This is a genomic window from Nocardiopsis alkaliphila YIM 80379 (assembly GCF_000341005.1).
Lineage (GTDB): Bacteria > Actinomycetota > Actinomycetes > Streptosporangiales > Streptosporangiaceae > Nocardiopsis > Nocardiopsis alkaliphila.
In genome coordinates, this window is sequence record NZ_ANBD01000131.1 from 1 (window position 1) to 25,436 (window position 25,436).

The 25,436-nt window shown below is 68.8% G+C and carries 21 protein-coding genes; all 21 read left to right on the plus strand.

The features are described 5' to 3' along the window. The coding region (locus D472_RS28480) for a hypothetical protein (RefSeq protein ID WP_017605992.1) at positions 1-455 on the plus strand (455 nt) is incomplete at its 5' end. 265 nt (positions 456-720) lie between these two features. Next, positions 721-3,390, plus strand: a complete 2,670-nt coding sequence (gene alaS, locus D472_RS0118685) for an alanine--tRNA ligase (RefSeq protein WP_017605993.1) — start codon at positions 721-723, stop codon at positions 3,388-3,390. A 501-nt stretch (positions 3,391-3,891) separates the two neighbouring features. Continuing rightward, on the plus strand, positions 3,892-4,395 hold the full coding sequence (gene ruvX, locus D472_RS0118690) for a Holliday junction resolvase RuvX (protein ID WP_026117850.1): 504 nt from the start codon (positions 3,892-3,894) through the stop codon (positions 4,393-4,395). Beyond that, positions 4,379-6,652, plus strand: a complete 2,274-nt coding sequence (gene mltG, locus D472_RS0118695; RefSeq protein ID WP_017605995.1) for an endolytic transglycosylase MltG — start codon at positions 4,379-4,381, stop codon at positions 6,650-6,652. The genes ruvX and mltG overlap by 17 nt, the downstream gene beginning before the upstream one ends. Further along, a complete protein-coding gene (locus tag D472_RS0118700) occupies positions 6,649-7,473 on the plus strand; it encodes a shikimate dehydrogenase (protein ID WP_026117851.1) in 825 nt (274 codons plus the stop codon). Before mltG ends, D472_RS0118700 begins: the two co-directional genes overlap by 4 nt. 411 nt (positions 7,474-7,884) lie before the next feature. Next, the gene (gene infC, locus D472_RS0118705; protein ID WP_338036523.1) at positions 7,885-8,451 is read left to right on the plus strand and encodes a translation initiation factor IF-3; all 567 of its coding nucleotides are present in this window, start codon (positions 7,885-7,887) and stop codon (positions 8,449-8,451) included. A 177-nt stretch (positions 8,452-8,628) separates the two neighbouring features. After that, positions 8,629-8,823 carry a 50S ribosomal protein L35 gene (rpmI, locus tag D472_RS0118710; RefSeq protein ID WP_017605998.1) on the plus strand — a complete coding sequence of 65 codons (195 nt, stop codon included), beginning with the start codon at positions 8,629-8,631 and terminating at the stop codon, positions 8,821-8,823. 168 nt (positions 8,824-8,991) lie between these two features. Further along, positions 8,992-9,363 carry a 50S ribosomal protein L20 gene (rplT, locus tag D472_RS0118720; protein ID WP_033304195.1) on the plus strand — a complete coding sequence of 124 codons (372 nt, stop codon included), beginning with the start codon at positions 8,992-8,994 and terminating at the stop codon, positions 9,361-9,363. A 26-nt stretch (positions 9,364-9,389) separates the two neighbouring features. Then, positions 9,390-10,238, plus strand: coding sequence for a TrmH family RNA methyltransferase (locus tag D472_RS0118725; RefSeq protein ID WP_017606000.1), 849 nt, complete (start codon positions 9,390-9,392; stop codon positions 10,236-10,238). A gap of 520 nt (positions 10,239-10,758) precedes the next feature. Continuing rightward, positions 10,759-11,895, plus strand: a complete 1,137-nt coding sequence (locus tag D472_RS0118730; RefSeq protein WP_026117852.1) for a PAS domain-containing sensor histidine kinase — start codon at positions 10,759-10,761, stop codon at positions 11,893-11,895. 226 nt (positions 11,896-12,121) lie between these two features. Beyond that, complete coding sequence (gene pheS, locus D472_RS0118735) at positions 12,122-13,240, plus strand: phenylalanine--tRNA ligase subunit alpha (RefSeq protein ID WP_017606002.1); 1,119 nt, start codon at positions 12,122-12,124, stop codon at positions 13,238-13,240. Then, on the plus strand, positions 13,240-15,729 hold the full coding sequence (gene pheT / locus D472_RS0118740) for a phenylalanine--tRNA ligase subunit beta (RefSeq protein WP_017606003.1): 2,490 nt from the start codon (positions 13,240-13,242) through the stop codon (positions 15,727-15,729). Before pheS ends, pheT begins: the two co-directional genes overlap by 1 nt. A 487-nt stretch (positions 15,730-16,216) precedes the next feature. Beyond that, positions 16,217-17,443 (plus strand): aminotransferase family protein, encoded by a 1,227-nt coding sequence (locus tag D472_RS0118745; protein ID WP_026117853.1) that lies wholly within the window; start codon positions 16,217-16,219, stop codon positions 17,441-17,443. A gap of 225 nt (positions 17,444-17,668) precedes the next feature. Further along, the gene (locus D472_RS0118750) at positions 17,669-18,160 is read left to right on the plus strand and encodes a MarR family winged helix-turn-helix transcriptional regulator (RefSeq protein WP_017606005.1); all 492 of its coding nucleotides are present in this window, start codon (positions 17,669-17,671) and stop codon (positions 18,158-18,160) included. Positions 18,161-18,320: 160 nt separating this feature from the next. Further along, positions 18,321-19,778: an NAD(P)/FAD-dependent oxidoreductase gene (locus D472_RS0118755; RefSeq protein ID WP_051046029.1), complete on the plus strand. Its 1,458-nt coding sequence runs from the start codon at positions 18,321-18,323 to the stop codon at positions 19,776-19,778. Positions 19,779-19,924: 146 nt separating this feature from the next. Continuing rightward, complete coding sequence (argC, locus tag D472_RS0118760) at positions 19,925-20,953, plus strand: N-acetyl-gamma-glutamyl-phosphate reductase (RefSeq protein WP_017606007.1); 1,029 nt, start codon at positions 19,925-19,927, stop codon at positions 20,951-20,953. A gap of 16 nt (positions 20,954-20,969) precedes the next feature. Next, positions 20,970-21,752, plus strand: a complete 783-nt coding sequence (locus tag D472_RS0118765; RefSeq protein WP_017606008.1) for a bifunctional ornithine acetyltransferase/N-acetylglutamate synthase — start codon at positions 20,970-20,972, stop codon at positions 21,750-21,752. Positions 21,753-21,784: 32 nt separating this feature from the next. After that, positions 21,785-22,735: an acetylglutamate kinase gene (gene argB / locus D472_RS0118770; RefSeq protein ID WP_051046030.1), complete on the plus strand. Its 951-nt coding sequence runs from the start codon at positions 21,785-21,787 to the stop codon at positions 22,733-22,735. A 38-nt stretch (positions 22,736-22,773) separates the two neighbouring features. Next, the gene (locus D472_RS0118775; RefSeq protein WP_394295631.1) at positions 22,774-23,940 is read left to right on the plus strand and encodes an acetylornithine transaminase; all 1,167 of its coding nucleotides are present in this window, start codon (positions 22,774-22,776) and stop codon (positions 23,938-23,940) included. Then, entirely contained in the window at positions 23,937-24,884 is a 948-nt protein-coding gene (gene argF / locus D472_RS0118780; RefSeq protein WP_017606011.1) for an ornithine carbamoyltransferase, read from the plus strand. Before D472_RS0118775 ends, argF begins: the two co-directional genes overlap by 4 nt. After that, positions 24,881-25,414: an arginine repressor gene (locus D472_RS0118785; protein WP_017606012.1), complete on the plus strand. Its 534-nt coding sequence runs from the start codon at positions 24,881-24,883 to the stop codon at positions 25,412-25,414. Before argF ends, D472_RS0118785 begins: the two co-directional genes overlap by 4 nt. Positions 25,415-25,436 lie beyond the last annotated feature (22 nt).

A 25,436-nucleotide genomic window follows, 5' to 3' on the forward strand; every position in this document is an offset into this window, starting at 1 on the left:
TGCCCGACAGCGTCGCCACCGTGCGTGTGCTGATGTTCGTCGCGGGTCTCATCGGTGTGCTGTTCGGTCTGCTCCAAGGGGCCGGCGCGTTGATGGCCTTCCACAGTGAGGAGATCGCCCGGGACCTCTTGGACGGCGCGTCGGGGCACCAGAGGAGTGTCGCCGAGCTGGTACGGGCCTTCGCTCCCGGGGGCGCGCTCTTCCTCGCCTACGGGGCTCTATCCCTTCTGTTCGCCTCTCGGATGCCGGACCGTGACGTCGCCACCCTGTACACCGTGCTGGGCTTCCAGACGTTGGCCGCTCTGGTCCTGCTCTTGGTCCTGGTCACCGGCGAGTTCGTCTCGGTCATCGCGCTGCTCTTCACGGTCGGCGTGATCGTTCTGATGCTCCTGCCCGCCACACGTGCCTACTACGGGAACGAGCCGACACCGCCCGAACCCCGAATGGATCACTGAGCCGACCTGGGAGCCGAACGGCACATCGGCCCGAAAGCTCCGTCGGCTCCGACTTCGGCGCGGCTCGCCGGCGATAGCCTGGGAAACGACAGGGCCGCCGTCCTCGCCTTCGAGGCGACCGGCTTCGGTGGCCATGACCGACCATGCGCGCACGTACCGGGATTCCCTCTACGATGGGCCCCTATCGACCATGCGTGACCACGGTCCCACCCAGGGACAACCCCGCCGCCTCGGCAGCGGCGGAGCCGAACACAGGAGGGCATCAATGGAGACGGCAGAGATCGCGCGCCGCTTCCTCGGTTTCTTCGAGAAGAACGGACACACCGTGGTGCCCTCGGCAAGCCTGATCGCCGAGGACCCCACTCTGCTGCTGGTACCGGCGGGCATGGTCCCTTTCAAGCCCTACTTCCTGGGTCAGCGTACGGCTCCGTGGGACACCGCGACCAGTGTCCAAAAGTGCATTCGCACCATCGACATCGAAGAGGTCGGCAAGACCCCTCGACACGCCACCTTCTTCCAGATGCTGGGCAACTTCTCCTTCGGCGACTACTTCAAGGAGAAGGCGATTCCGCTGGCGTGGGAACTGATCACCACCCCCGTCGACCAAGGCGGTTTCGGTATCGATCCGGACAAGCTCTGGGTCACCGTCTACCTCGACGATGACGAGGCCGCCCGGATCTGGCGCGATGAGGTGGGCGTGCGTCCCGAACGCATCCAGCGCATGGGCAAGGAGGAGAACTACTGGGACATGGGCGTACCCGGTCCCTGTGGTCCCTGCTCGGAGATCTTCTACGACCGCGGGCCCGAGTACGGGCTCGACGGTGGCCCCGAGGCGGACGAGAACCGCTACGTCGAGATCTGGAACCTCGTCTTCATGCAATACGAGCGGGGTGAGGGCAGTGGCAAGGAATACCCGATCCTCGGCGAGCTGCCCAAGAAGAACATCGACACCGGTATGGGCCTGGAACGTCTGGCCATGGTCCTTCAGGGCGTCGACAACATCTACGAGACCGACATCATGGGCCGGGTGCTCAGCCGCGCCGCCGAACTGACCGGTACCTCCTACGGGGCGGACGAGGACGACGACGTGATGCTCCGCGTGGTCGCCGACCACGTGCGCAGCGCCGTCATGCTCGTGGGGGACGGTGTCAAGCCCGGCAACGAGAAGGCCGGCTACGTCCTGCGTCGCATCCTGCGTCGCTCCATCCGCAACCTGCGCCTGCTCTCGGGCACCGACTCCTTCTTCCTGCACGAGCTGACCGCCGTCAGCATCGACGCCATGAAGGACATCTACCCCGAGTTGCTGGACAAGGCCGACGTCGTCCACAGCGTCATCGACACCGAGGAACGCAACTTCGCCGACACCCTGCGCGCGGGGACCGCCCTGTTCGGGCGCGCGGCCGAGCGCACCCGTGCCGAGGGCGGCACCGTCTTCTCCGGTGCGGACGCCTTCCAGCTCCACGACACCTACGGCTTCCCCATCGACCTCACCCTGGAGATGGCCGCCGAACAGGGCCTGAGCGTGGACGAGGGCGCCTTCCGCGAGCTCATGCAACGCCAGAAGGACACCGCCAAGGCCGACGCCAAGGCCAAGAAGCTCGGCAACGCCGACATCTCCGTGTACGGGCGCCTGCACGAGACGGCCGGCGACACCGATTTTCTCGGCTATACCGACTCCGACAGCGAGTCGCACGTGCGCGGCCTGGTCGTGGACGGAGTGGGCGTGCCCGCGGCCAAGGCGGGCGACAAGGTCGAGGTGGTCCTGGACCGTACCCCGTTCTACGCCGAGAGCGGTGGTCAGCTCGCCGACACCGGCACCTTGACCGTGGACGGGCGTGGTGTGGTGGACGTCGAGGACGTGCAAAAGCCCCTGCCCGGTCTGTTCGTGCACAGGGGGACCGTGCGCTCGGGTGAGGTCGTCCTGGACGACACCGTGCACGCGTCCATCGACACCGGCCGCAGGAGCGCCATCGAGCGTTCCCACTCGGCCACCCACCTCATCCACTCGGCATTGCGCAACGCGCTCGGCCCCACCGCGGGGCAGGCGGGTTCGGAGAACAGCCCTGGGCGGTTGCGGTTCGACTTCACCGCGGACAAGGCCCTGGGCGGTGACCGCTTGGCCGAGGTCGAGGAAGAGGTCAACACCGTCCTGGCCGGCGACATCGCGGTTCGGACCAAGGAACGGGACCTGGACGAAGCGCTGAAGATGGGCGCCCTGGCCATGTTCGGCGAGAAGTACGGTGACCGGGTCCGCGTCGTGGAGATGAGCGACTACTCGGTCGAGCTGTGCGGGGGGACCCACGTGGGCTCCACCGCCAGGCTGGGCATCGTCAAGTTGCTGGGAGAGTCCTCCATCGGTTCGGGCGTGCGACGTGTGGAGGCGGCCGTGGGCGTGGACGCCTTCAGGCGCCTGTCCAAGGAGTCGGCGTTGGTCGGTCAACTCTCCGAACAGCTCAAGACGCCGCGTGAGGAATTGCCCGAGCGGATCGACTCCATGGTCTCCCGGCTGCGGGTCGCGGAGAAGGAGATCGAGAGGCTGCGTGGGGCTCAGGTGCTCCAGGCCGCCGGTGAGATCGCCTCCGGTGCCCGCCGCCACGGTTCGGCGCTGGTCGTGGCCACCGCGGCACCCNCCGAGGGTGCGAGCGGCGACGACCTGCGCAAGCTGGTGCTGGACGTACGCGGACGCCTGGGTGAGGAGGAACCCGTGGTCGTCGCGATGACCGCCGTGCCCAAGGACCGCCCCGTCGTGGTGATCGCCACGAACAAGGCGGCGCAGAAGGCCGGTATCAAGGCGGGCGACCTGGTGGGTGTGGCGGCCCGAGCCCTCGGCGGCGGTGGCGGCGGCAAGCCGGACATCGCCCAGGGCGGCGGCAGTGACCCGAGCAAGGTCGGCGAAGCCCTGCGTGCCGTGGAGGCGCGCGTGGCCGGCGCCTGAGCCTTTGAGAACGCCCCGCACGGTTCTACTCGTGCGGGGCGTTCTTCCCCCGTCGGTCTCTTCGCCCTGCGCCCCGAGGGACTAACCACCTGCATCGTGACTCTCTGTGTTCATTCGGTTTCATTATCTTTTTCGGTTCGTCGCGGTGTCGAACCGGTCATCCTCGCCGCGTTCGCTTCGAGTCGGAGCCCAGGTGGCCTACACTCGGACGGTACGTGTTCGCTCTGGGCCCCGCCGCCACGAATCCGATACGAGGCCTCCCATCCGATCGGAGAACCCCGAACGGGCGGCCGTCCAAGCCGAGGTGCCAAGGCTGCACGTCGGCATCGAATCGGGCATACTGTGGCGCGCCGCAGCCGATTCCCATGGCTGCCTGCGCGGCTTTCCCGCGATTCCGCTGATGAACAGGACCACCGTGTTGAGGATTTCCCAACAGCGGTGCTGTGCCATCGACCGCACAGCCCCTTTGCGCGCCCGCCCCGCCCCCGGGGAGGCGTCCTCGTGAGACATGGGGTCCGTTTGGCCATCGACCCTGGCAACGCCCGGATCGGAGTCGCCGCGAGCGATCCGAGTGGAGTACTCGCCAGCCCGGTCGAAACGGTGCCGCGAGGCCGGGGCGACACCCAACGCATAGCCCTTCTCGTGGTGGAGAAGGAAGCCCGCGAGGTCATCGTGGGCTACCCCGCATCACTGTCCGGCAAGGAGGGGCCGGCCGCCCGGTCCTCCCGTGAGTTCGCGAACTCCTTGGCCCGGATCCTCGACCCCGTCCCCGTCAGGCTCGTGGACGAACGACTCACCACGGTGACCGCGCAGGGTCAACTGCTCTCCGGTGCCTCCTTCGGTAAGAAAGGGGCCAAGGGTGGTCGCGCCCGCCGCTCGGTCATCGACCAGGCGGCTGCCACCGTGCTCTTGCAGAGTGCCTTGGACCAGGAACGGTCGACAGGCCATCCCCCGGGCGAGATCGTCCGTGTCAGCCAGGGAGAATCCGATGACCGACAGGGATGACTACCCCGACAGTCCCTACCGTGGCCACCCTGACCGTCAGGGCGGCTACGACTACGACCCGTTGAGCGACCCCCTCCCCGCGCAACCTCCGTCGCGCGGCCGCAGGGCGCGACCCGAACCGGAACAGGGTCCTTGGAACGATCCGGTGGGGGCCGGTGATTTCCAACACGCCGGACCGCTCTCCGAACGACCTTCACCACCAGGGCGCCGTCGCAGGGCACAGCCCTTTGAGGACACGGCCGATGAACGGTCCGCGACGCCCCCGCGCCGATTCGGGGCCGCCGACGCCCTGCGTGGCAGCCGGGCCGCACGCAGCGGACGGACACGGCGTGAAGCGCCTCGGCCCGCACCCCAGGCCCCCGGAGAACACCAACGTTCCGGAGTCGACTCCACCCAGGCGGCACTCGACGCGCTGACCAACCTGGCCGGTGCCCCCACCGAGCCCGGCCGGGGGCGGGCGGAAACCGATCAGAGGGCGAGCGAACCGCCTCACACGGGTCGACGCGCACGTACCGACGACGGGCCCGAGGCCCGTTCGCCGTTCTGGGGTGACGAGGAGGAGGGGCCCACCCCCGCCTTCTTCGCCGATGAGCCCGATGACGAGCCCAAAGGCCGCCGTAGCCGCCGTCAACGGGCCAAGGAGGAACGTGGGCGTTCCCGGGAAACGGGCGCGTTCGAGGCCGTGTCGGAGGAACGATCCACCGAGCGTCGCGGTCGACGTCGCGCCCGTCGTGGCGCGCAGGAGGAGGACACCGACGCCGGTTCCTTCGCTTTCGAAGGGTCGGAGACCGGCGCCTTCGCCGAGCCCGAGCCGCGAGGCCGCCGTGGTGGCCGCCGTCGGCGTGGTGCCGGGGACGAGCCGGCTCCCGCGTCCGACCGGGCCCGGGAGGAGAACCAGGACAGTGCCGCCTTCCCCTCCGTGAGCGACCCCGGAGGAGAGGAGGAGGGCTCCTCGGACACCGGCGCCTTCCCCCTTCCTGGCGAGGAGGAGCCGGTCCGTGGTCGGCGTCGTGCCCGTCGCTCCCGCCGTTCCAAGCCCGAGCCCATCGAAGAAACGGTCGATGAGGAGCCGGAGGGGGACGAGTACGAAGAGGCCAGCCTGGAGGAGATCGCCGCCTCCTATGGCGATAGCCGTGCCAACCGCAAACGGCTCAAGGCGGCGAAGAAGGCCCGGGCCAAACGCGAGGAGGCCGCCAGGGGCGGCTCCCGGCGCCGTGGGAACAAGGGCCTCATGATCCTGCTCGCGCTGGTGCTGATGCTGGTGATCGCCGGCGGTGGCTTCGCGGTCATGCGCACCTACCTCTTCCCGTCCGACTTCGATGGAACGGGTTCGGGCGAGGTCATCGTGGTGATCGAGGAGGGGCAGAGCGGCACGGCCGTCGCCCAGACCCTGGTGGATCAGGGCGTGGTCGCCAGCACACGGTCCTTCACCAACGCGCTCGGGCGACAGGGCCAGAGCGTCGTGCCCGGTACCTACGCCTTGGCCGAAGGCATGAGCGGGGAGGCCGCCGTGGCGGCCCTGTCCGACCCGGCCAATCGGGTCGGTGGTCGGGTCACCATCCGTGAAGGGCTGCGCGGCGATCAGATCCTGGAGCAACTGGCGGAGAACACCGGCGTGTCCCTGGAGGAACTTCAGGAGGCCTACGCCATGACCGACGAACTCGGTCTGCCCGAGTACGCCACAGAGGGACCCGAAGGCTACCTGTTCCCGTCCACGTACCGGTTCGAGCCCGAGACCGAGGCCCTGTCGATGTTGCGCACGATGGTCACCCAGCACCGGCAGCTCACGGAGAGCATCGACCTGGAGGGACGGGCCGAGGCACTCGGTTACGACGCCAACGAGGTCATGGCGATCGCCTCCATCGTCCAGGCCGAGAGCGGGGGTGTCGACGACATGGCCAAGATCTCCCGGGTGGTCCACAACCGCTTGGAGATCGACATGCCGCTCCAGATGGACAGCACCTGCTTCTACGCCATCGGTGAGTACGGTATCGCGCTCAACAACGACCAGTTGGCCGCCTGCGAGGCCGATACCAGCGGGTTCGACACCTATCACCGGACCGGCCTGATCCCGGGCCCGTTCGTGGCGCCGGGGGAGGACGCCCTGGAGGCGGCCCTGGAACCGGAGGAGGGCGACTGGCTGTACTTCGTGGCCACCGACCCCGAGAACGGTGTCACCGAGTTCGCCGAGACCCACGAGGAGTTCGAGGTGCTCAAGGAGCGCTTCCAGGAGACCTGGGGCGGTGGCGGAAACTGACACGCGCCGCGGTCCTGGGCTCGCCGGTGGCCCACTCCCTCTCGCCCATCCTGCACTCGGCCGCCTACGCCGGGATGGGGTTGACCGACTGGTCCTATGGTCGTCACGAGTGCGACGAACAGGGGCTGGCGGGCTTCCTCGCCGGGCTCGATCCGGCCGAGTGGGCCGGGCTCTCCCTCACCATGCCGCTCAAGCGGGTGGCCATGGCCTCGGCCGCGTGGGTCAGTGACTTGTCGCTCGCCGTGGGCGGAGCCAACACCTTGGTGTGGAGGGAGTGGGGATGGGCGGCCCACAACACCGACGTGGAGGGCATCAGCACCGCGCTGATCGAGGCGGGGATCACCACCCCACGCGCCGCGGTCGTGCTGGGGGCGGGGGCCACCGCGGCCTCCGCCCTGGCGGCCCTGCGCGAACTGGGCCATGGGGGCCCGGTCACCGTGCTGGCCCGCGACACGACCCGGACCAGGGAGGTGGCCGCGGCCGCCGAACGCCTGGGCGTGGTGACGAGGGTGGCTCCTTTGGCGAAGGTGGAGGAGTACCTGGACACCGACCTGGTGGTCTCCACCCTGCCCTCCGGGGCCGCGGACGAGTACGTCGAAGCCTTGGCCCGGTCCAGGGCCGACCTGTTCGACGTGGTCTACGCGCCCTGGCCCACCAAGGCAGCCGAGGCCGTCGCCGCTCGAGGTGGACGTGTGGTGGGGGGCTTCCCCATGCTGTTGCACCAGGCCGTGGCCCAGGTCCGTCTGATGACGGGCATCGAGGAGGTCCCCGTGGCGGCCATGCGCGCCGCGGGTGAGGCCGAGTTGGCCCGACGCGCGTGATCCCATGGTCCTGTGGGGACCCGAGTGCTCACCACTACTGGTATATTCGGAGTATCGACTTGGTCCGGTGTGTCTCGACGCATCGGAACCGCAAGCGGAGATGATCCTCCCACCCACAGGGCCACGCTCATGTGGGTTCCGGTCACACGACAAGTCCGCCCTGCTCTCGTCTCGGGTATCGGTTTCCGGTGTCCCCGCGCGTACGGCGGTGGCTTCGTCGTGAACTTTCGGTCGGATCGCCCCGCTTGCACACGCTGGCGGGGTTTTTGCTTTGCACGGACCCCGGAGCGGGCGGGTGGCCTGAACAAGCGCGGGCGACCCGGTCGAACAGGCCGACCACCACACGGTGGACGGCCGGTCCCAGGTAATCCGAGAAAGCTAGGGAGGGGTCTCATCAGCGCCGAGCCCCGCATCAATGACCGTATCCGGGTGCCCGAGGTCCGACTCGTCGGACCCAACGGTGAGCAGGTCGGAATCGTCTCCGTGCAGGACGCCCTGCGTCTGGCCCAGGAGTCCGACCTCGACCTCGTCGAGGTCGCACCGACCGCGCGCCCGCCGGTCGCCAAGCTGATGGACTACGGCAAGTTCAAGTACGAGTCCGCGGTCAAGGCCCGTGAATCGCGCAAGAACCAGTCGAACACGATCATCAAGGAGATCAAGCTCCGCCCGAAGATCGATCCGCACGACTATGAGACCAAGAAGGGTCACGTCGTCCGGTTCCTCAAGAGCGGTGACAAGGTCAAGGTGACGATCATGTTCCGCGGTCGTGAGCAGTCCCGTCCCGAACTGGGACGTCGTCTGCTGGCGCGGCTGGCCGAGGACGTCCAGGACCTGGGCATGGTCGAGTCCCAGCCCAAGCAGGACGGCCGAAACATGGTCATGGTGATCGGCCCGCACAAGAAGCGGTCCGACCACAAGGCCGAGGCCCGCGCGGCGGCCGGGGACAAGGTCCGCCGCGAGCAAAGCGACCAGGCGTAGGGCGCCGGGGGAGTCTCCCACCGCCCGGCCGCCGCGAAGGCGGCGGGTGGTGGGGTGGGCTGCGCGCGAACGGCCCGAATGCACGGGAGTGCGACCCGAGACCCGCCTAGCGCGGAACAACCGCGTCATCCGTTTTCGGACGGGTGCCGCGCCGACCGAGTAGGAGACGACGGCGACATGCCGAAGAACAAGTCCCACAGTGGAGCCAAGGACCGCTTCAAGGTCACCGGTTCCGGCAAGATCATGCGCCGCCGTGCCAACAAGAACCACATCCTTGAGCACAAGACCTCCAAGCGCAAGCGCAAGCTGAGCAACGAGATCCAGCTCTCCCCGGCCGACACCAAGAGCATCAAGAAGCTCCTGGGCAAGTAGGACCGGAAACCTTCAGTCCTCCTCGGCAGTGCCCCTGCGTTCGACCCGGTCGGCGTGTGAAGGTGCTCGGAGGGCGACCACCCGAAGCGAACACGGACCGTCCGGGCCTGCCCTGGCCGGGCCGGTCGGCGCGCCGCGCGCGCCGGAAGAACCAATGAGGGAGTCACTGTGGCACGCGTGAAGCGGGCTCTCAACGCCAAGAAGAAGCGCAAGGTCGTTCTCGACCGGGCCAGTGGTTACCGCGGGCAGCGCTCGCGCCTGTACCGCAAGGCCAAGGAGCAGATGCTCCACTCGATGACCTACTCCTACCGGGACCGCAAGGACCGCAAGGGGCAGTTCCGTCGTCTGTGGATCCAGCGCATCAACGCCGCCTCCCGTGCGCACGGCCTGACCTACAACCGTCTCATCCAGGGTCTGAAGCTGGCCGAGATCGAGGTCGACCGTCGCATGTTGGCCGAGCTGGCCGTCAACGACGAGGCCGCCTTCGCCGTCTTGGTGGAGAAGGCCAAGCAGGCCCTGCCCACCTCGGCCGCGGCCTAGGACTCGGTAAGACAAGACGGGTAGCGATGGCGAGCCACGAGTTCACGAGTGTCCGATCACCCAGGATCAAGGGGGTTCGGCGGCTCGCCAAACGCACCTTCCGCCAGCGTGAGCGGCGCTTCCTCGCGGAGGGCCCTCAGGCTGTGCGGGAGGCTCTGGCCGCCGTCAACGGCGGCTCCGGGCGATCCCCCTATGGTGGGACCGCCCATGGCGTGGTCGATGTCTACGCCACGGCGGAAGCCATGCAACGCCACATCGACCTGATGGACGCCGCCCACACCGCGGGCGTGCCCACCCACCGGGTCAGCCTCGACGTGATGTCCGAACTCACGCAGACCATCACCCCTCAGGGGGTCATCGCGGTCTGCGAGTTCGTGGACGTCCCCCTGGACAGGGTCACCGACGTGCGGTTGGCCGTGGTCCTCTCCCATGTGCGCGATCCCGGTAACGCGGGGACGGTCCTGCGCACCGCCGACGCGGCCGGCGCCGACGCCGTCATCTTCACGGACGCCTCCGTGGACCCCTACAACGGCAAGTGCGTACGCGCCTCGGCCGGAAGCCTGTTCCACCTGCCCGTCGTGGTGGGGGTACCGGTGGCCCGGGTGATCGACTTCCTGCACGAGGGCGGGGCCAAGGTATGGGCGGCCGATGGCGGTGGAGACAGGGACCTGCACCAGGTAGCCGATAACGGCGATCTGAACGGCCCGGTGGGCTGGGTCTTCGGCAACGAGGCCTGGGGGTTGCCGGAGGAGACGGTCCGGCTCACCGACGGGGCGGTCAGCGTTCCTATCTACGGCGGGGCCGAAAGCCTGAATCTGGCCACGGCCGCCGCGGTGTGTCTGTACACCACCGCCAGACAGCAGCGACGCTCCTGAGCCGGGTCTCGAACAACCTTTGTCGCACTCTGGATGATCACTCTCGGTGTTCTTCCCCGCTGTCCGAGCCGGGCGTTTCCGGTGGGGTACGCACAGTCGGTAACGGGTCATGTGAACCTCCCAGAATGCACGTGCACCGGAGCCGAGTGTCGATAGGGTCGAACCGACACCACGGTGGTTCATGCGTATCCCGCGTGGGCGCCCACACCCGACCCGTGTCACGGATGATGGGGGCGCTCGTCCTGTCCATACGGCAGGCTTGGCCACACGGCGTGAGCGTGCGGACGTGACGGCGGTCGGTCGGAGCCTCCACCGCACGGGTACGGGTGGCGCCCCGGTGTCTGTACGCTCGGATTCCCACCGGGCTCGTGCCTCCACACGTGAGGCGTACCAGGTGGGAGTGCGGGGTAGACCTGCGGTGGTGTCCAAGGAGAGTCCCTGGGACGGGTACCACCGACCAGTGTTCCGCGGCCCTCGAAGGCTGGGTGCCGTGGACCTTCGGAGGGGAGCGGGGAGAGGCGTGGGTAGCGGCCGGCAGGTGGATCGACCGGCGGAGTACTCCGACGGTGCGACGGCGCACACGACGGACGAACCCGCACTGGCCGACCTCGACATCGCCTCGTCCGTGGGCGCGCCACTGCACGCCGACGACCTGCCCGACGGTGTCGTCGTCGCCGACGCTCGAGGCCACGTCGTCCTGTTCAACGCCCAGGCCGCTCGACTCGTCGGAGTTCCCGTCGCTTCCGCGCTCGGCCGCGACTACCGCACCGTCCTACCGCTGCGCGGGCTCGACGGCCACGACTGGTGGGAGGCCAGCGACCCCTACGGTGGCGACCCGGACCGCAACCGCCAGGTCGAACGCGTACTGTGCCTGCCGGACGAACGCGAACTCCTCGTCGCCGCCCGCTACGTTCGTGCCCGGCCAGGAGGAGCCCTGGTGCGCCTGGTCGTCACGCTCAGGGACACCTCCGCGCGCTCCGATCGCTCCAGAGCCGACCTGGTCTCCGAGGTCGCCCACGAACTGAGGTCCCCCCTCACCAGTGTGAAGGGTTTCACCTCCACCCTGCTCACCAAGTGGGAACGGCTCACCGACGAGCAGAAGTTGTTCATGCTGGAGACCGTCAACGCCGACGCCGATCGGGTCACCCGTCTCATCCACGACCTGTTGGACGTTTCTCGCATCGAGTCCGGTCGCCTGGAGGTGCGTCGGCAGGTGGTCGACCTGCCCGAGGTCGTCCGTAGGATGGTCGCCGGTCGGGTCGCCGCCGGTGAGACGGAGGAACGTTTCAGGGTCGAGACCCACGGAGAGCTTCCTCGGATGTGGATCGACCCCGACAAACTCGAACAGATCCTCGCAAACCTCGTGGAAAACGGGGTACGGCACGGCGCTGGTACTGTCAGTATCGTGATCGAGCCGTGTGAGGGAGGAGCAGCGGTGTCGGTGCGCGACGAAGGCCAGGGCATAGCGCCCGAGACCATTCCGCGCGTCTTCCGCCAGTTCTGGCGTAGCAAGCGCCGTGGCGGAACCGGCCTGGGGCTGTTCATCGTCAAGGGTCTCGTGGAGGCCCACGGCGGCACGATCACCGTCGGCCGCGCCCCAGGCGGTGGCGCCGAGTTCCGATTTACCATGCCCGCCGGGACGCCCGAGTTCGTCTGATCCTCAGACCCTTCGGCCCCGGTGGGCGTACGTGGTCGTGCCTCGTGTCCGGTCAGTGGAGCGCGTGGGCGACCCGTCAACCCTGGGATTGCTGTGAGACCTGGGCCGGCTTCGCATCCGGCTCGCGGTAACCCGTGCTTCTTCCTGTCGGCTTCGTCCGCCCCGAGCGGACCGTGACTGCCGCCCGTGCCGGTGTGAACCGGCGCGGCGACGGCGAGGCAACCACATGTCTGCACCGAACAATTCCTTCGACCCGGTCGAGGTGACCCCACTGCACCCCGACGAGGTCGCCCGCATGCGCGAGGAGGCGTTGGCCGCCATCGAGGCCGCCGCTGACCTCGCCGAACTCAAGGAGGTCCGGCTCGCCCACGCCTCGGACCGATCCCCGCTGGCCCTGGCCAACCGTGAGATCGGTGCCCTGCCCCCGGCGGCCAAGGCCGAGGCGGGAAAGCGCGTGGGCGGCGCCCGCCGTGACGTCGGCCAGGCCCTCAAGGCCCGCCAGGCCGTCCTGGAGGCCGAGCGCGACGAGCGTGTCCTCATCGAGGAGCGTGTCGACGTCACCCTCCCCTGGGACCGCGTGCCCCGCGGCGCCCGGCACCCCTTGACCACGACCGCCGAACGCATGGCCGACGTGTTCGTCGGTATGGGCTTCGAGATCGCCGAAGGGCCGGAGATCGAGGCCGAGTGGTTCAACTTCGACGCCCTCAACTTCCTACCGGACCACCCCGCCCGCACCATGCAGGACACCTTCTTCGTCGAGGGTCCTCAAGGTGGTGGGTCCGGCCTGGTGATGCGCACCCACACCTCCCCGGTCCAGGTGCGCTCCCTGCTCACCCGTGAACTCCCGGTGTACGTGGTCGCGCCCGGCAAGACCTTCCGCACCGACGAACTCGACGCCACCCACACGCCGGTCTTTCACCAGCTGGAGGGCCTGGTCGTGGACAAGGGCATCACGATGGCCCACCTGCGCGGCGCCATCGACACCTTCGTGGAGTCCTTCTTCGGTGAGGCCCTGCGGACCCGCTTCCGTGCCTCCTACTTCCCGTTCACCGAACCCTCCGCCGAGGTGGACATGGAGTGCTTCGTGTGCCACGGCGCCTCGGTGGGTGACCCGGAGACACCTTGCCGTACCTGCTCCAGCGAGGGCTGGATCGAGATCGGCGGTTGCGGCGTGGTCAACCCGCGCGTACTGACCGCCGCGGGTGTGGACCCCGAGGTCTACAGCGGGTGGGCCTTCGGCCTGGGAGTGGAACGGACACTGATGTTCGCGCACGGTGTGCGCGACATGCGCGACATGGTCGAGGGTGACGTGCGCTTCACCTCGGCGTTCGGGAGTGAGATCTGATGCGTGTACCCATGACCTGGCTGCGCGAGTACGTCGAGTTGCCCACCGACGTCACCGCCCGCGAGCTCGCCTCCCGGCTGACCCTGGCCGGCCTGGAGGTCGAGACCGTCGACGAACTCGGCGCCGACCTGACCGGACCCATCGTCTTCGGCCGTGTACTGCAGATCGAGGAACTCACCGGCTTCAAGAAGCCCATCCGCTTCTGCAAGGTCGACGTGGGGTCGGCCAACGGCAGCGGCGACCCGCAGGAGATCGTCTGCGGCGCCCGCAACTTCTCCGAGGGCGACCTGGTCGTCGTCTCCCTGCCCGGCGCCGAACTGCCCGGTGGTTTCAAGATCGGTGCTCGCAAGACCTACGGCAAGATGTCGGCCGGCATGATCTGCTCGGCCACCGAACTCGGCTTGTGGGAGGACCACAGCGGCATCGTCGTCCTGCCCGAGGGCTTCGGCGAGGTCGGCGCCGATGCCATCGAACCACTCGGTGCGCGCGAGGACGTCCTCGACATCGCCGTCACCCCGGATCGCGGCTACGCCCTGTCCATGCGCGGCGTGGCCCGCGACGTGGCCGCCCTGTACGGGGTGGACTTCCACGACCCGGCCGAGATCGCCGTGGCCCAGCCCACGGGTGAGGGGCACCCCGGCGCCATCGCGGACCCCGCTCTGGCCGACCGTCTCGTGCTGCGTGGCGCCACCGGCTTCGACCCGGAGGCGCCCACACCGTTGTGGATGAAGCGTCGTCTGCACCAGAGCGGGGTGCGTCCGGTCTCCCTGGCCGTCGACGTCACCAACTACGTGATGCTCGAACTGGGCCAGCCGCTGCACGCCTGGGACCGCGACCGGCTCACCGGGACCGTCACGGTGCGCGCCGCCGAGGCCGGCGAGAAACTGGAGACCCTGGACCACGTCCAGCGCTCGTTGGACGGCGACGACATCGTCATCGCCGACGAGAGCGGCGCCCAGGCCGTGGCCGGTGTGATGGGTGGTCTGGACACCGAGATCGGCCTGTCCTCCAGCAACGTGCTGGTGGAGGCCGCGCACTTCGATCCACGCCGCATCGCTCGGGCCTCGCGTCGCCATCAGCTCTCTTCGGAGGCCTCCCGCCGCTTCGAGCGGGGCATCGACTCCCGACTCCAACCGGCCGCGGCCACCCGTGCGGTGGAACTGCTCGCCGAACTGGGTGGAGCGAGCGTGGAGACTGCCTACACCCACGTTCACCACCCGGGCGAACCGACCACCATCACGGTGCGTACCGGCCACGCCGGCTCCGTCGCCGGTGTCGACTACCCCGAGGGCACCACCGAGAAGTGGCTGGGCGCCATCGGGTGCGTCTTCGAGGCCGACGGTGACGTGCTCACGGTGACCCCGCCCTCTTGGCGTCCGGACCTGACCGACCCCAACGACCTGGCCGAGGAGATCATCCGGTTCGAGGGGTACGAGAACATCCCCTCGATCGGTTTCAAGGGCTTCGGGCGTGGTCTGACCGCCGGCCAGCGTCTGCGCCGGGCCGTGGGTCGTACCCTGGCCGCGGTCGGCCACAACGAGGTGCTCAGTTACCCCTTCCTCGGCGAGCGCGACCTCGACGGACTCCAGTTGGAGGCGGACGATCCGCGCCGCGTGAGCATGCGCCTGGCCAACCCGCTCAACGACGAGGAACCGCTGCTGCGCACCACGCTGCTGCCGGGCCTGTTCAAGGCTTTGGCCCGCAACGTGGGTCGTGGCGTCACCGACGTCGACCTCTTCGAGATGGGACTGGTCTACCTGCCCAAGCCCGGGGCCTCGCGCGCCCCGCTGCCGCCGGTGGACCGGGCACCGAGCGTTGCGGAACTGGACCGGATCGAGGCCGCCCTGCCCGAGCAACCGCGCCGGGTCGGTGTCGTCATCGCCGGTGACGTCGAACGAGCCGGGTGGTGGGGGCAGGGGCGCGCGGCCACCTGGGCCGACGCCATCCAGGCCGCACGGGACGTGGCTCGCGTGGCCGGAGTGGAGCTGGAGGTCGAGGCGGACACCCGTGCCCCATGGCACCCGGGCCGTTGCGCCGCGCTGTACGTGCGCGGCGAGGGCGAGCGCGTGCTGGTCGGTCACGCCGGTGAGCTCCACCCGCGCACGGTCAAGGCCTTCTCGCTGCCCGAACGTACGGTCGCGATGGAGGTCGACCTGGACTTGATCGAGGGTGTCCGTACCAAGGTCACCGCTCCCGAGGTGTCCACCTACCCGGTGGCCACCCAGGACGTGGCCCTGGTGGTGGACGCCTCGGTCCCCGTCGCTCGGATCAGTGCCGCCTTGGCCGAGGGCGCGGGTGAACTCTTGGAGAGTGTGCGCCTGTTCGACGTCTACACCGGCGACCAGGTGGGGCAGGGACGCAAGTCCGTCGCCTTCGCACTGCGCTTTCGCGCCGCGGACCGGACGCTGACCGCGGAGGAGGCGGGCGCGGCGCGTGAGGCGGCCGTGGCCCTGGCCACCGAACGCACCGGAGCGGTCCTGCGCGGCTGAGGCGCGTAACACGCCGTTCACACGCGGGCGGGGCGGGTCCTTCCTCGAAAGGGGAGGGCCCGCCCCGCCGCTTTGTGCCAGGAAGAGGAGGCGGACCGCGTACGTGGGTTTTTCGAGCGGGCCGGTCGGGGAGTGTGAGGGGCGAAAGGGCCGCTCGGACAGGCCGGATCCCAAAAAAATTTCCGGTCCGTTCTTCCAGCGTAATAGGGGTTTTAGGGCGGCCTGCCAAGGGTAGCCGGAATGAAGTTCGTGTTTCGGGGCATGAACGTTCGTTTTGTCTCTTGCAGTGGGCCAGGTGGACGACTTAGCCTGCAAGCACCTGCCACAACCTGGGCGCCCGGGTAAAGGGGTCGGATCCGTTTTCTGCTGTGCGACTGCGCACATGTCACGGCTCGGAGGTCGCCATATGACCGAAATGGTTGTCTCGTCCGCGCTCACTCCAAAGGAGTACAGGGCGCCCAGCCGCCTCTGGCACACCTTTTGCGATATGAACTCGGTGGCCAAGGGCCCGGAGTTCGTGGTGACCCGCGCCGAGGGCGTGTGGTTGTGGGACCGTTCCGGTGACCGCTACCTCGATGGCACGGCCAGTCTCTGGTATTGCAACGTCGGTCACGGTCGCGCTGAGATCGCGGACGCGGTGCATCGACAGATGACGACCCTGGACGCCTACACCGTCTACGGGGACTTCGCCAACGAACCCGCCATCGAACTCAGCGAACGGCTCGCGGCACACGCCCCGGTCGAGGACCCCAGGGTCATTCTGACCTGTGGGGGCGGGGAATCGATCGACACCGCCGCCAAGCTGGCCCGAAGCTACTGGGCGGCCCTGGGGCGGCCCGAACGTCAGCACCTGATCAGCCGAACCGGTGGTTACCACGGCCTCAACGGTTTCGGCACCAGCATCATCGGGATGGACCGCTTCCGCAGCGGCCACGGCAGGCTCATCGAGGACACCTCGGTCATCGCGCACGACCAGGCGGCCGCATTGGAGGCGGAGATCCTGCGGGTGGGCGCGGACCGTGTGGCCGCCTTCTTCGCCGAGCCCGTCATCGGGGCCGGCGGGGTCTTCCTGCCACCGGAGGGTTACTTCACCGAGGTCGCACGGATCTGTCACAAGTACGGTGTGCTGTTCATCGTGGACAGCGTCATCTGCGGATTCGCGCGGATGGGGAACTGGTTCGGGATCGAGCGCTTCGGCGTGAGTCCGGACATGATCGTCTTCGCCAAGGGGGTCTCCAGCGGATACCTACCGCTGGGCGGTGTCGTGGTCAATGGTCGGGTGGCCGACCCGTTCTGGAACCAGGAGGGGAACCCGTTCCTGCACGGCACCACCTACGCGGGACACCCGTCCGCCTGTGCCGCGGCCCTGGCCAACCTGGACATCCTGGAGAGGGAGGACCTGTTCACGGTCTCTCGTGAGGTGGAAAGGCACCTGGACTCGGCCCTACAAGGACTGGCCGACCATCCTTTGGTCGCCGAGGTCCGCTCCGGGGTGGGCGTCATGGGCGCCGTGGAACTCACCGAGGAGGCGCTCACCGAACGGGGAATCACCACGGCCGAGGTCTTCGCCGAGGCCCGTACCCGCGGGGTCGTCCTTCGACCGGTGCCCAGGGCGCTGCTGGTCTCACCGCCCCTGGTGATCACCTGGGAGCAGATCGATCATCTGGTCTCCACACTCGCGGCGGCCCTGGACGCCGTGATGGCACGACACTGAACGAGCGCGAAGAAGTACGGAGGAGCCCGGGGCCGGTCGATCCGGCCCCGTTTCCTGGCTAAGCACCACTCGATGGTCGAAACCACCGACGCGCACCGGCTGACCGTTCATTTTTCGAGTAACCACTGTCGGATATTGATCCCATCGAGTAATGTTTACTTGGAAGATATTTCTTTGGGGTGAGATGTAGCTCGTTTCGCCCAGTGAGACGGCAGGGAACAGAACATGACGGCGCAACCGACCGATGCCACCGAGAGCGCGTGGTCTCAGGGCGACCTCAGCGACGACGACCTCATCACGGCCTGGGGCCTGGTCTCCGAGGCGATGCACTCCATCACCCCCAAGCTCCTGCGTGAGATCACTCCGGACGGCAAGGACATGGCCGGCCCTTGGCTGGAGGTCCTCATCCGGCTTCAGCGCACCCCGGACCACCAGCTCCCGATGAGCCGGCTGGCTCGTGAGGTCAGTCTCAGTACCGGTGGTTTCACCAAACTGGCCGACCGATTGGAGAAGGAGGGCTACCTGGAGCGGCACAACTGCTCCAGCGACCGCCGGGTCGTCTACGCCACCCTCACCCGGCGAGGACTGGAGTTCATCAACGCCGCCCGGGCCAAGCACGTCGAACGTCTGCGCGAACACGTGCTCACACCCCTGGGCGATGATGGGGTTCGACAGCTCGCCACCATCGCGCGTACCCTCCGTGACAGCGCTTGCTGAGAGGTCGGAACTCTCCGTAGTCGAATCCCCGGCCCAGGGTCAAGGGATCCTGACGAATGTGTAGAAATCATCCCATGGGTCGCCGTTCCCATGTAGGTTGGCGAGAGTTCGGGGGCCCGACGCGGAATGGGTCGGGAGCACAGAGGTTCCGGGGGAAAAGATGAGGCTGTTCACCACTGCTGCCCAGATGAGGACGATTCCCCGATCCGTGCGCTTCGCCAACGGTGGTATCTCCTACTGGTTCCGGGACGTGGGGGCGCCCGAGCGGCGACCGCCCCTGCCCGGTGACGCCGACTACGACGTCTGTGTGGTCGGAGCCGGTTACACGGGCCTGTGGACCGCCTACTACCTCAAGAAGGACCAGCCCGATCTGCGCGTCTGCGTCCTCGAACGTGAGTTCGCCGGGTTCGGTGCCTCGGGGCGTAACGGAGGGTGGCTGACGGCGGAGTTCGCCGGTGACCGGGATGAATACGCACGGTCACATGGCAAGTCGGCCATGGTCGCCCTGCAACGCGCCCTGATGACCACCGTGGACGAGGTGCTATCGGTCACCGAGGCCGAGGGGATCGACGCCGACCAGGTCAAAGGGGGCATGTACCTCGTCGCCGCCAACGAGGCGCAGAGCGAACGTCTTCGTGACCGTATCGAGTACCTCCAGGACTGGGGTTACTGGCCCGACGACCTGCACCTGGTCGACGTGACCGAGGCCCCCCGCATCACCGTGGACGACGCCGTGGCCGCGGGGTACTCGCCACACGCCGCCCGACTGCACCCCGGCAAACTGGTCATCGGGCTGACCCGGGTGGTCGAGGCCCTGGGCGTGGACGTCTTCGAGGACACCCCGGTCGAGGAGGTCCGCCCCAGGCAGGGGGCGGAGTCCCCTTCGGTGATCACCGCGCACGGCACCGTACGCGCCGAACACGTCGTCCGTGCCACGGAGGGCTTCACCTCCTCGCTGGGCGGTCGAGGTCGGCAGTGGCGCCCCATGCACGCCTCGATGATCATCACCGAGCCGATCCCCGCCGAACTGTGGGAGAGGATCGGCTGGGGAGGGAGGGGGNGCAGGGAGATCCTGGGGGACACCGCGCACTCCTGCGTCTACTCCCAGCGCACCGCCGACGACCGGATCGCCATCGGTGGCCGTGGCGCGCCCCAACGTCTGGGCGCGGCCCCGGCCCATGAGGGTGCCACCCAGCCGCACGCCATCGCCGAACTCTGGCGCGCCCTGACCCGCATGTTCCCCGACGTCGCCGACGTTCCGGTCGAACACGCCTGGGCGGGCGTACTGGGGGCGCCCAAGGGCGGCTCACCCACCGTTCACCTGGACGCCGAGAGCGGCCTGGCCTGGGCCGGCGGTTACGCGCACAGCGGCGTGTCCACCAGCAACCTGGCCGGCCGAACGCTGCGCGACCTGATCCTGGGCCGTAGCACCGACCTGACCCGATTGCCCTGGGTCGGCCACCAGGTGAGCGGCTGGGAGCCCGCGCCCCTACGCTGGGTCGGCACGCAGCTCGTGCGCGGCCTGTACCGCACGGCCGACCGTCGTGAGTCCCGTCCCAGCGGCAAGGGGCACACCTCACGCCTGGCCGACATCGCCACCCGGATGCCCGGCCACTGATCCGATCCGGGCACCACCCCTTCGGCGGTGGAGCCCTGAGTGCTGCGACCCTGCTCACGCTCGCCTCGGGACCCTCGAATCTGCTTGCATAAACTTACAGTCGGATGCATGATGGTTCAGTCCGACAGCGAAGAGGAGATCTCACCATGGGGTACACAGCGGCGATCGCCGGAGCCAGCGGCTACGCCGGAGGTGAGCTGCTGCGCCTGCTGCTGGCGCACCCCGAGATCGAAATCGGTGCCCTCACCGCGGGAGGCAACGCCGGCACCCCGCTCATCCAGCATCAGCCCCACCTGCTGCCCTTGGCCGACCGTGTCCTGGCCCCCACCACGGTGGAGGAACTGCGCGGCCACGACGTCGTCTACCTCGCCCTGCCCCACGGCCAGTCCGCCGACATCGCCCAGCGACTCGGCGACGACGTCCTGGTGGTCGACTGCGGGGCCGACTTCCGCCTCAACGACCCCGCCGCCTGGGAACGCTTCTACGGCACCCCCCACGCCGGAACCTGGCCCTACGGTCTGCCCGAACTCCCCGGCCAGCGTGAACGACTCACCGGTGCCCGTCGCGTCGCCGTCCCCGGCTGCCACGTCACCGTCGCCACCCTCGGTCTCCTTCCCGGTTTGGCCGAGCAGCTCGTCGAACCCGACCTGACCGTCGTCGCGGTCACCGGAACCTCCGGCGCCGGCAAGGCGCCCAAGCCCAACCTGGTCGGCAGCGAGGTCATGGGTGCCCTCAGCCCCTACGGCGTCGGGGGCACCCACCGGCACAACCCCGAGATCGTCCAGAACCTCACCGCCGTCACCGGCGAACCGGTCCGACTCTCCTTCACCCCGGTCCTGGCACCCCTGCCTCGCGGCATCCTGGCCACCTGCACCGCACCCCTCAAGCCCGGCGTCACCGCTGAGCGGGTCCGCGCCGCCTACGAGACCACCTACGCCGACGAACCCTTCGTCCACCTGCTCCCCGAGGGCACCTGGCCCAACACCGCCATGACCCTGGCCGCCAACACCACCCTCGTGCAGGTCACCGTGGACGCCGACGCCGGGCGCATGGTCGCCGTCGCCGCGTTGGACAACCTCACCAAGGGCACCGCCGGCGGGGCCGTCCAGAGCACCAACCTCGCCCTGGGGCTCGCCGAGGACACCGGCCTACCGCTCACCGCGGTCGCTCCCTGAGGGAAGGACACCGAACATGAGTGTCACCGCACCCCAGGGCTTTCGCGCAGCGGGTATCGCCGCCGGGGTCGGCTCCCAAGGCCGTCGTGACGTGGCCCTCGTGGTCAACGACGGCCCCTCCCGGGCCGCCGGCGCCATCTTCGGCGCCCACCCCGACCCGGCTCCGCCGTCGCTGTGGTCCAGACAGGTCGTCTCGGGCGGGCGCGTGCGAGCCGTCGTGCTCAACGCCGGCTGCGCCAACGCCGGCACCGGGCCGCTCGGTTTCCAGGACGCCCACGCTCAAGCCGAGCACGCCGCCGATCTGCTCGCCGACTCGGCCGCCGAGATCGTGTTGTGCGCGGCCGGCCCCATCGGAACCCGCCCGCCCCTGGACGCCCTCAAGGAGGGCATCACCCGGGCCGTGGCCGAGGCCGATCGTGGTGGCGCACTGCCCGCCGCGGACGCCATCCGCACCAACGACACCGTCGCCAAGATCGCCTTCCGGCGCGGTGGGGGGATCACGGTGGGCGGGATGGCCAAGGGGCCCGACGCCTCCCTGGGCTCGGTTCTGTGCGTGCTCACCACCGACGCGGACCTGGACCGGGAACAATGCCAGGGGATGGTCGAGGAGATCGCCGTCAAGGCCTTCTCGCCCCTGACCGGAACCAACGACACGGTGCTGCTCATGGCTAGCGGAGCCGTCCCCGGCCCACCCGAGGAGGAGACCGTCCGTGGGCTCTTGGAGCAGGTGTGCACCGAACTCGCCGCTCAGATCGAGGCCGATCCCCCCACAACCGAAGACAGGAAGGTCAGCGCTTGAACTCCCGCACCACCCAGGACCAGGCCCAGGCCATGGACAAGGCCGCCCACCTCATCGAGGCACTGCCCTGGCTCTCCCGCTTCCACGGCCGCACCGTCGTGGTCAAGTACGGCGGCAACGCCATGATCAGCGAGGAACTGCGGGTCCGCTTCGCCGAGTCCATCGTCTTCTTGCACTACGCCGGACTCCGCCCCGTCGTCGTTCACGGGGGCGGACCCCAGATCAGTGCCATGCTGGAACGTTCCGGGGTGGAGTCCACCTTCGCCGCGGGACTGCGGGTCACCACCGACGACGCCATGGACATCGTCCGCATGGTCCTGACCGGTCAGGTCAACCGCGAGATCGTCGGTCTGATCAACCAGCACGGACCCTTCGCCGTGGGGATGTCCGGTGAGGACGCCAACCTCCTGTACGCCCGGCGCAAGAGGGTCGAAATCGATGGTGAGAGCGTCGACATCGGCCGGGTCGGCGAGGTCAGCCAGGTCCACCCGGGCGCGGTCTCTGCGCTCCTGGCCGATGGCCGCATTCCCGTCGTCTCCAGCGTCGCCCGCGCCGACGACGGCGGCGTCTACAACATCAACGCCGACACCGCCGCCTCCGCACTCGCGGTCGCGCTCGGCGCGGGCAAACTCATCATGCTCACCGACGTCGAGGGCCTGTTCGCCGACTATCCGGCCAACACCGAGCTCATCAGCAGACTGAACGTGGACGAGTTGCAGGCACTGCTGCCCTCCCTGTCCTCGGGCATGCTGCCCAAGATGGAGGCGTGCCTACGGGCGGTCGAGGGCGGCGTCCCCCAGGCCCACATCATCGACGGCCGAGTCCCGCACTCCCTGCTCCTGGAGGTCTTCACCGACCGGGGCGTGGGCACGATGGTCGCCGACGAGGAGCTGGAGGCCGAACTGCTCAGCGGCAACGGACACCACCCGCGCCCCTGGCACCCCACCCACACCAACGGCACGAATTCGGGAGAGAGCAAGTGAGCAATAGTGATCTGAAGGAGCGCTTCGCGGCCTCGCTCATGCCCAACTATGGGATCCCCCCGATCGCCCTCACCGTCGGGAGCGGCTGCGAGGTCTACGACGCCGACGGTCGCCAATACCTCGACCTCATCGCGGGTATCGCCGTCTCCAGCCTGGGACACGGGCACCCCGCCCTGGTCAACGCGGTCGTTCGTCAGGCGACCACCCTGGCCCACACCAGCAACCTCTTCGTGCACGAACGCGAGATCCAGCTGGCCGAACGCCTCATCGGCCTCCTCGGCGGCGACGCCAAGGTCTTCTTCGCCAACTCCGGCACCGAGGCCAACGAGGCGGCCCTGAAACTGGTCAAGCGCGCGGCGAGCCCGGGCCGCCACTACTTCGTCGCCGCCGACAAGGGTTTCCACGGCCGTAGCCTCGGCGCCCTCGCCCTCACCGGCAAGGACGTCATCCGCGAACCCTTCGGCCCCTACGGCATGGACGTGCGCTTCGTCCCCCATGGCGACCTGGAAGCCCTCACCGAGGCCGTCGACGAACACTGCGTCGCCGTCTTCGTCGAACCGACCCAGGGCGAGGCCGGCGTCGTTCCCGCGCCCGAGGGCTACCTGGCCGGGGTCCGTGCCCTGTGCGACCGGACCGGTGCCGCCTTCGTCCTGGACGAGATCCAAAGCGGTATCGGCCGCACCGGTCACTGGTTCGCCCACCAGGCCGAGGAGGTCCGCCCGGACGTCCTGACCCTGGCCAAGGGCCTGGGTGGCGGCCTGCCGATCGGCGCCTGCGTCGGCTTCGGACGCTTCGCCGACGCCTTCGACAAGGGCGATCACGGCTCCACCTTCGGCGGTAACCCCGTGGCCTGCGCGGCGGCCCTCGCCGTCATCGACACCATCGAGGACCAGGACCTGCTGGAACACGTGCGGGCCATGGGCGGGGTGCTCGCCGAGCATCTCGAACGGATCGACCACCCCCTCCTGGCCGGTCAGCGCGGCAGTGGTCTGTGGCGCGCCCTGGAACTCACCGGTCCGCACGCCGCCCACGTCCAGGAACAGGCCGCGGTGCGCGGCTTCCTGGTCAACGCGGTGGCGCCCGACGCGGTCCGCATCGCCCCGCCCCTGGTCATCACACCCGAGGAACTCGCCGTGTTCATCGAGGCCCTGCCGACCATCCTGGACGCAGCCGAGGCCGCCGCGACGAAGGAGCCACAGCCATGACCCGCCACTTCCTGCGTGACGACGACCTCACGCCCCAGGAACAGACCCGCGTCCTGGACCTGGCCGAGGAGATGAAGCGTGATCGATTCGGGTTCCGTCCCCTGGCCGGGCCGCGCACCGTCGCCCTCCTCTTCGACAAGCCCTCCACCCGCACCCGCCTGTCCTTCTCGGTCGGCGTCGCCGATCTGGGCGGCAGCCCGCTCGTCCTGGACTCGGCGAGCACCCAGATGGGGCGGGGCGAACCCCTGGCGGACACCGCCCGTGTCCTGGAACGCCAGGTCGCCGCCGTGGTGTGGCGCACCTTCGCTCAGACCGACCTGGAGACCTTGGCCCGCCACATCTCCGTTCCGGTGGTCAACTCCCTCACCGACGAGTTCCACCCCTGCCAGATCCTCGCGGACCTCCAGACGATCCGGGAGCACAAAGGCACCCTGGCCGGCCTCACCCTGGCCTACCTGGGAGATGGGGCCAACAACATGGCGCACTCCTACCTGCTCGGCGGCGCCACCGCCGGTATGCACGTACGGATCGGTGCCCCCAAGGGTCACCAGCCCGACCCCGTCGTCCTGACCCGTGCCGAGGAGATCGCCGCCGACACCGATGGCTCGATCACCATCACCACCGATCCCCAAGAGGCCGCCGGCGGCGCCGACGTGGTCACCACCGACACCTGGGTCTCCATGGGCCAGGAAGGGGAGTCCGAGTCCCGTGAGGCCCCCTTCCGCCCCTACATCGTCGACGAGGCGCTCATGGAACTCGCCCATCCCGAGGCGATCGTCCTGCACTGCCTGCCCGCCTACCGGGGCAAGGAGATCAGCGCCGGCGTCATCGACGGGCCCCAGAGCGTGGTCTGGGACGAGGCGGAGAACCGTCGCCACGCCCAGAAGGCCCTGCTGGCCTTTCTTCTGGAGGAAAGCGACGCCGCGGCCGCCGAGGCGAGATGAGCAACGACCACGGTGCCACCACCCCCATGACCAAGGCGGCTCGGCACGCCCGCATCACGGACGTCCTCACCCGTGAGGACGTCCGTTCCCAGGGCGAGTTGGCCAAACGACTGGCCGAGGACGGGGTACAGGTCACCCAGGCCACCCTCTCCCGGGACCTGGACGAACTCGGCGCGGTCAAACTCCGCACCGCGGACGGCCACCTGGCCTACGTCCTGCCGGGGGAGGGGGGCGAACGCCTGCAACGTACCCGCCCCGACAGCCTCGACCTCGAACAGGTCTCCGGTGCCCGCTTGAATCGACTGGCCGAGGACCTGCTCGTCTCGGCCGAGGCCTCCGCCAACATGGTCATCGTGCGCACCCCTCCGGGCGCCGCGCAGTTCCTGGCCTCGGCCATCGACCACACCGACTTCCACGCCATCTTGGGCACCATCGCCGGTGACGACACCATCCTGGTGATCTCTCGCGACCCCCAGGGCGGAGAGGAATTGGCGGCGGCCCTGCTGAGCCTGGCCGACCGAAGGCCCTGACCACGTTCCGGCTTCCAGTACC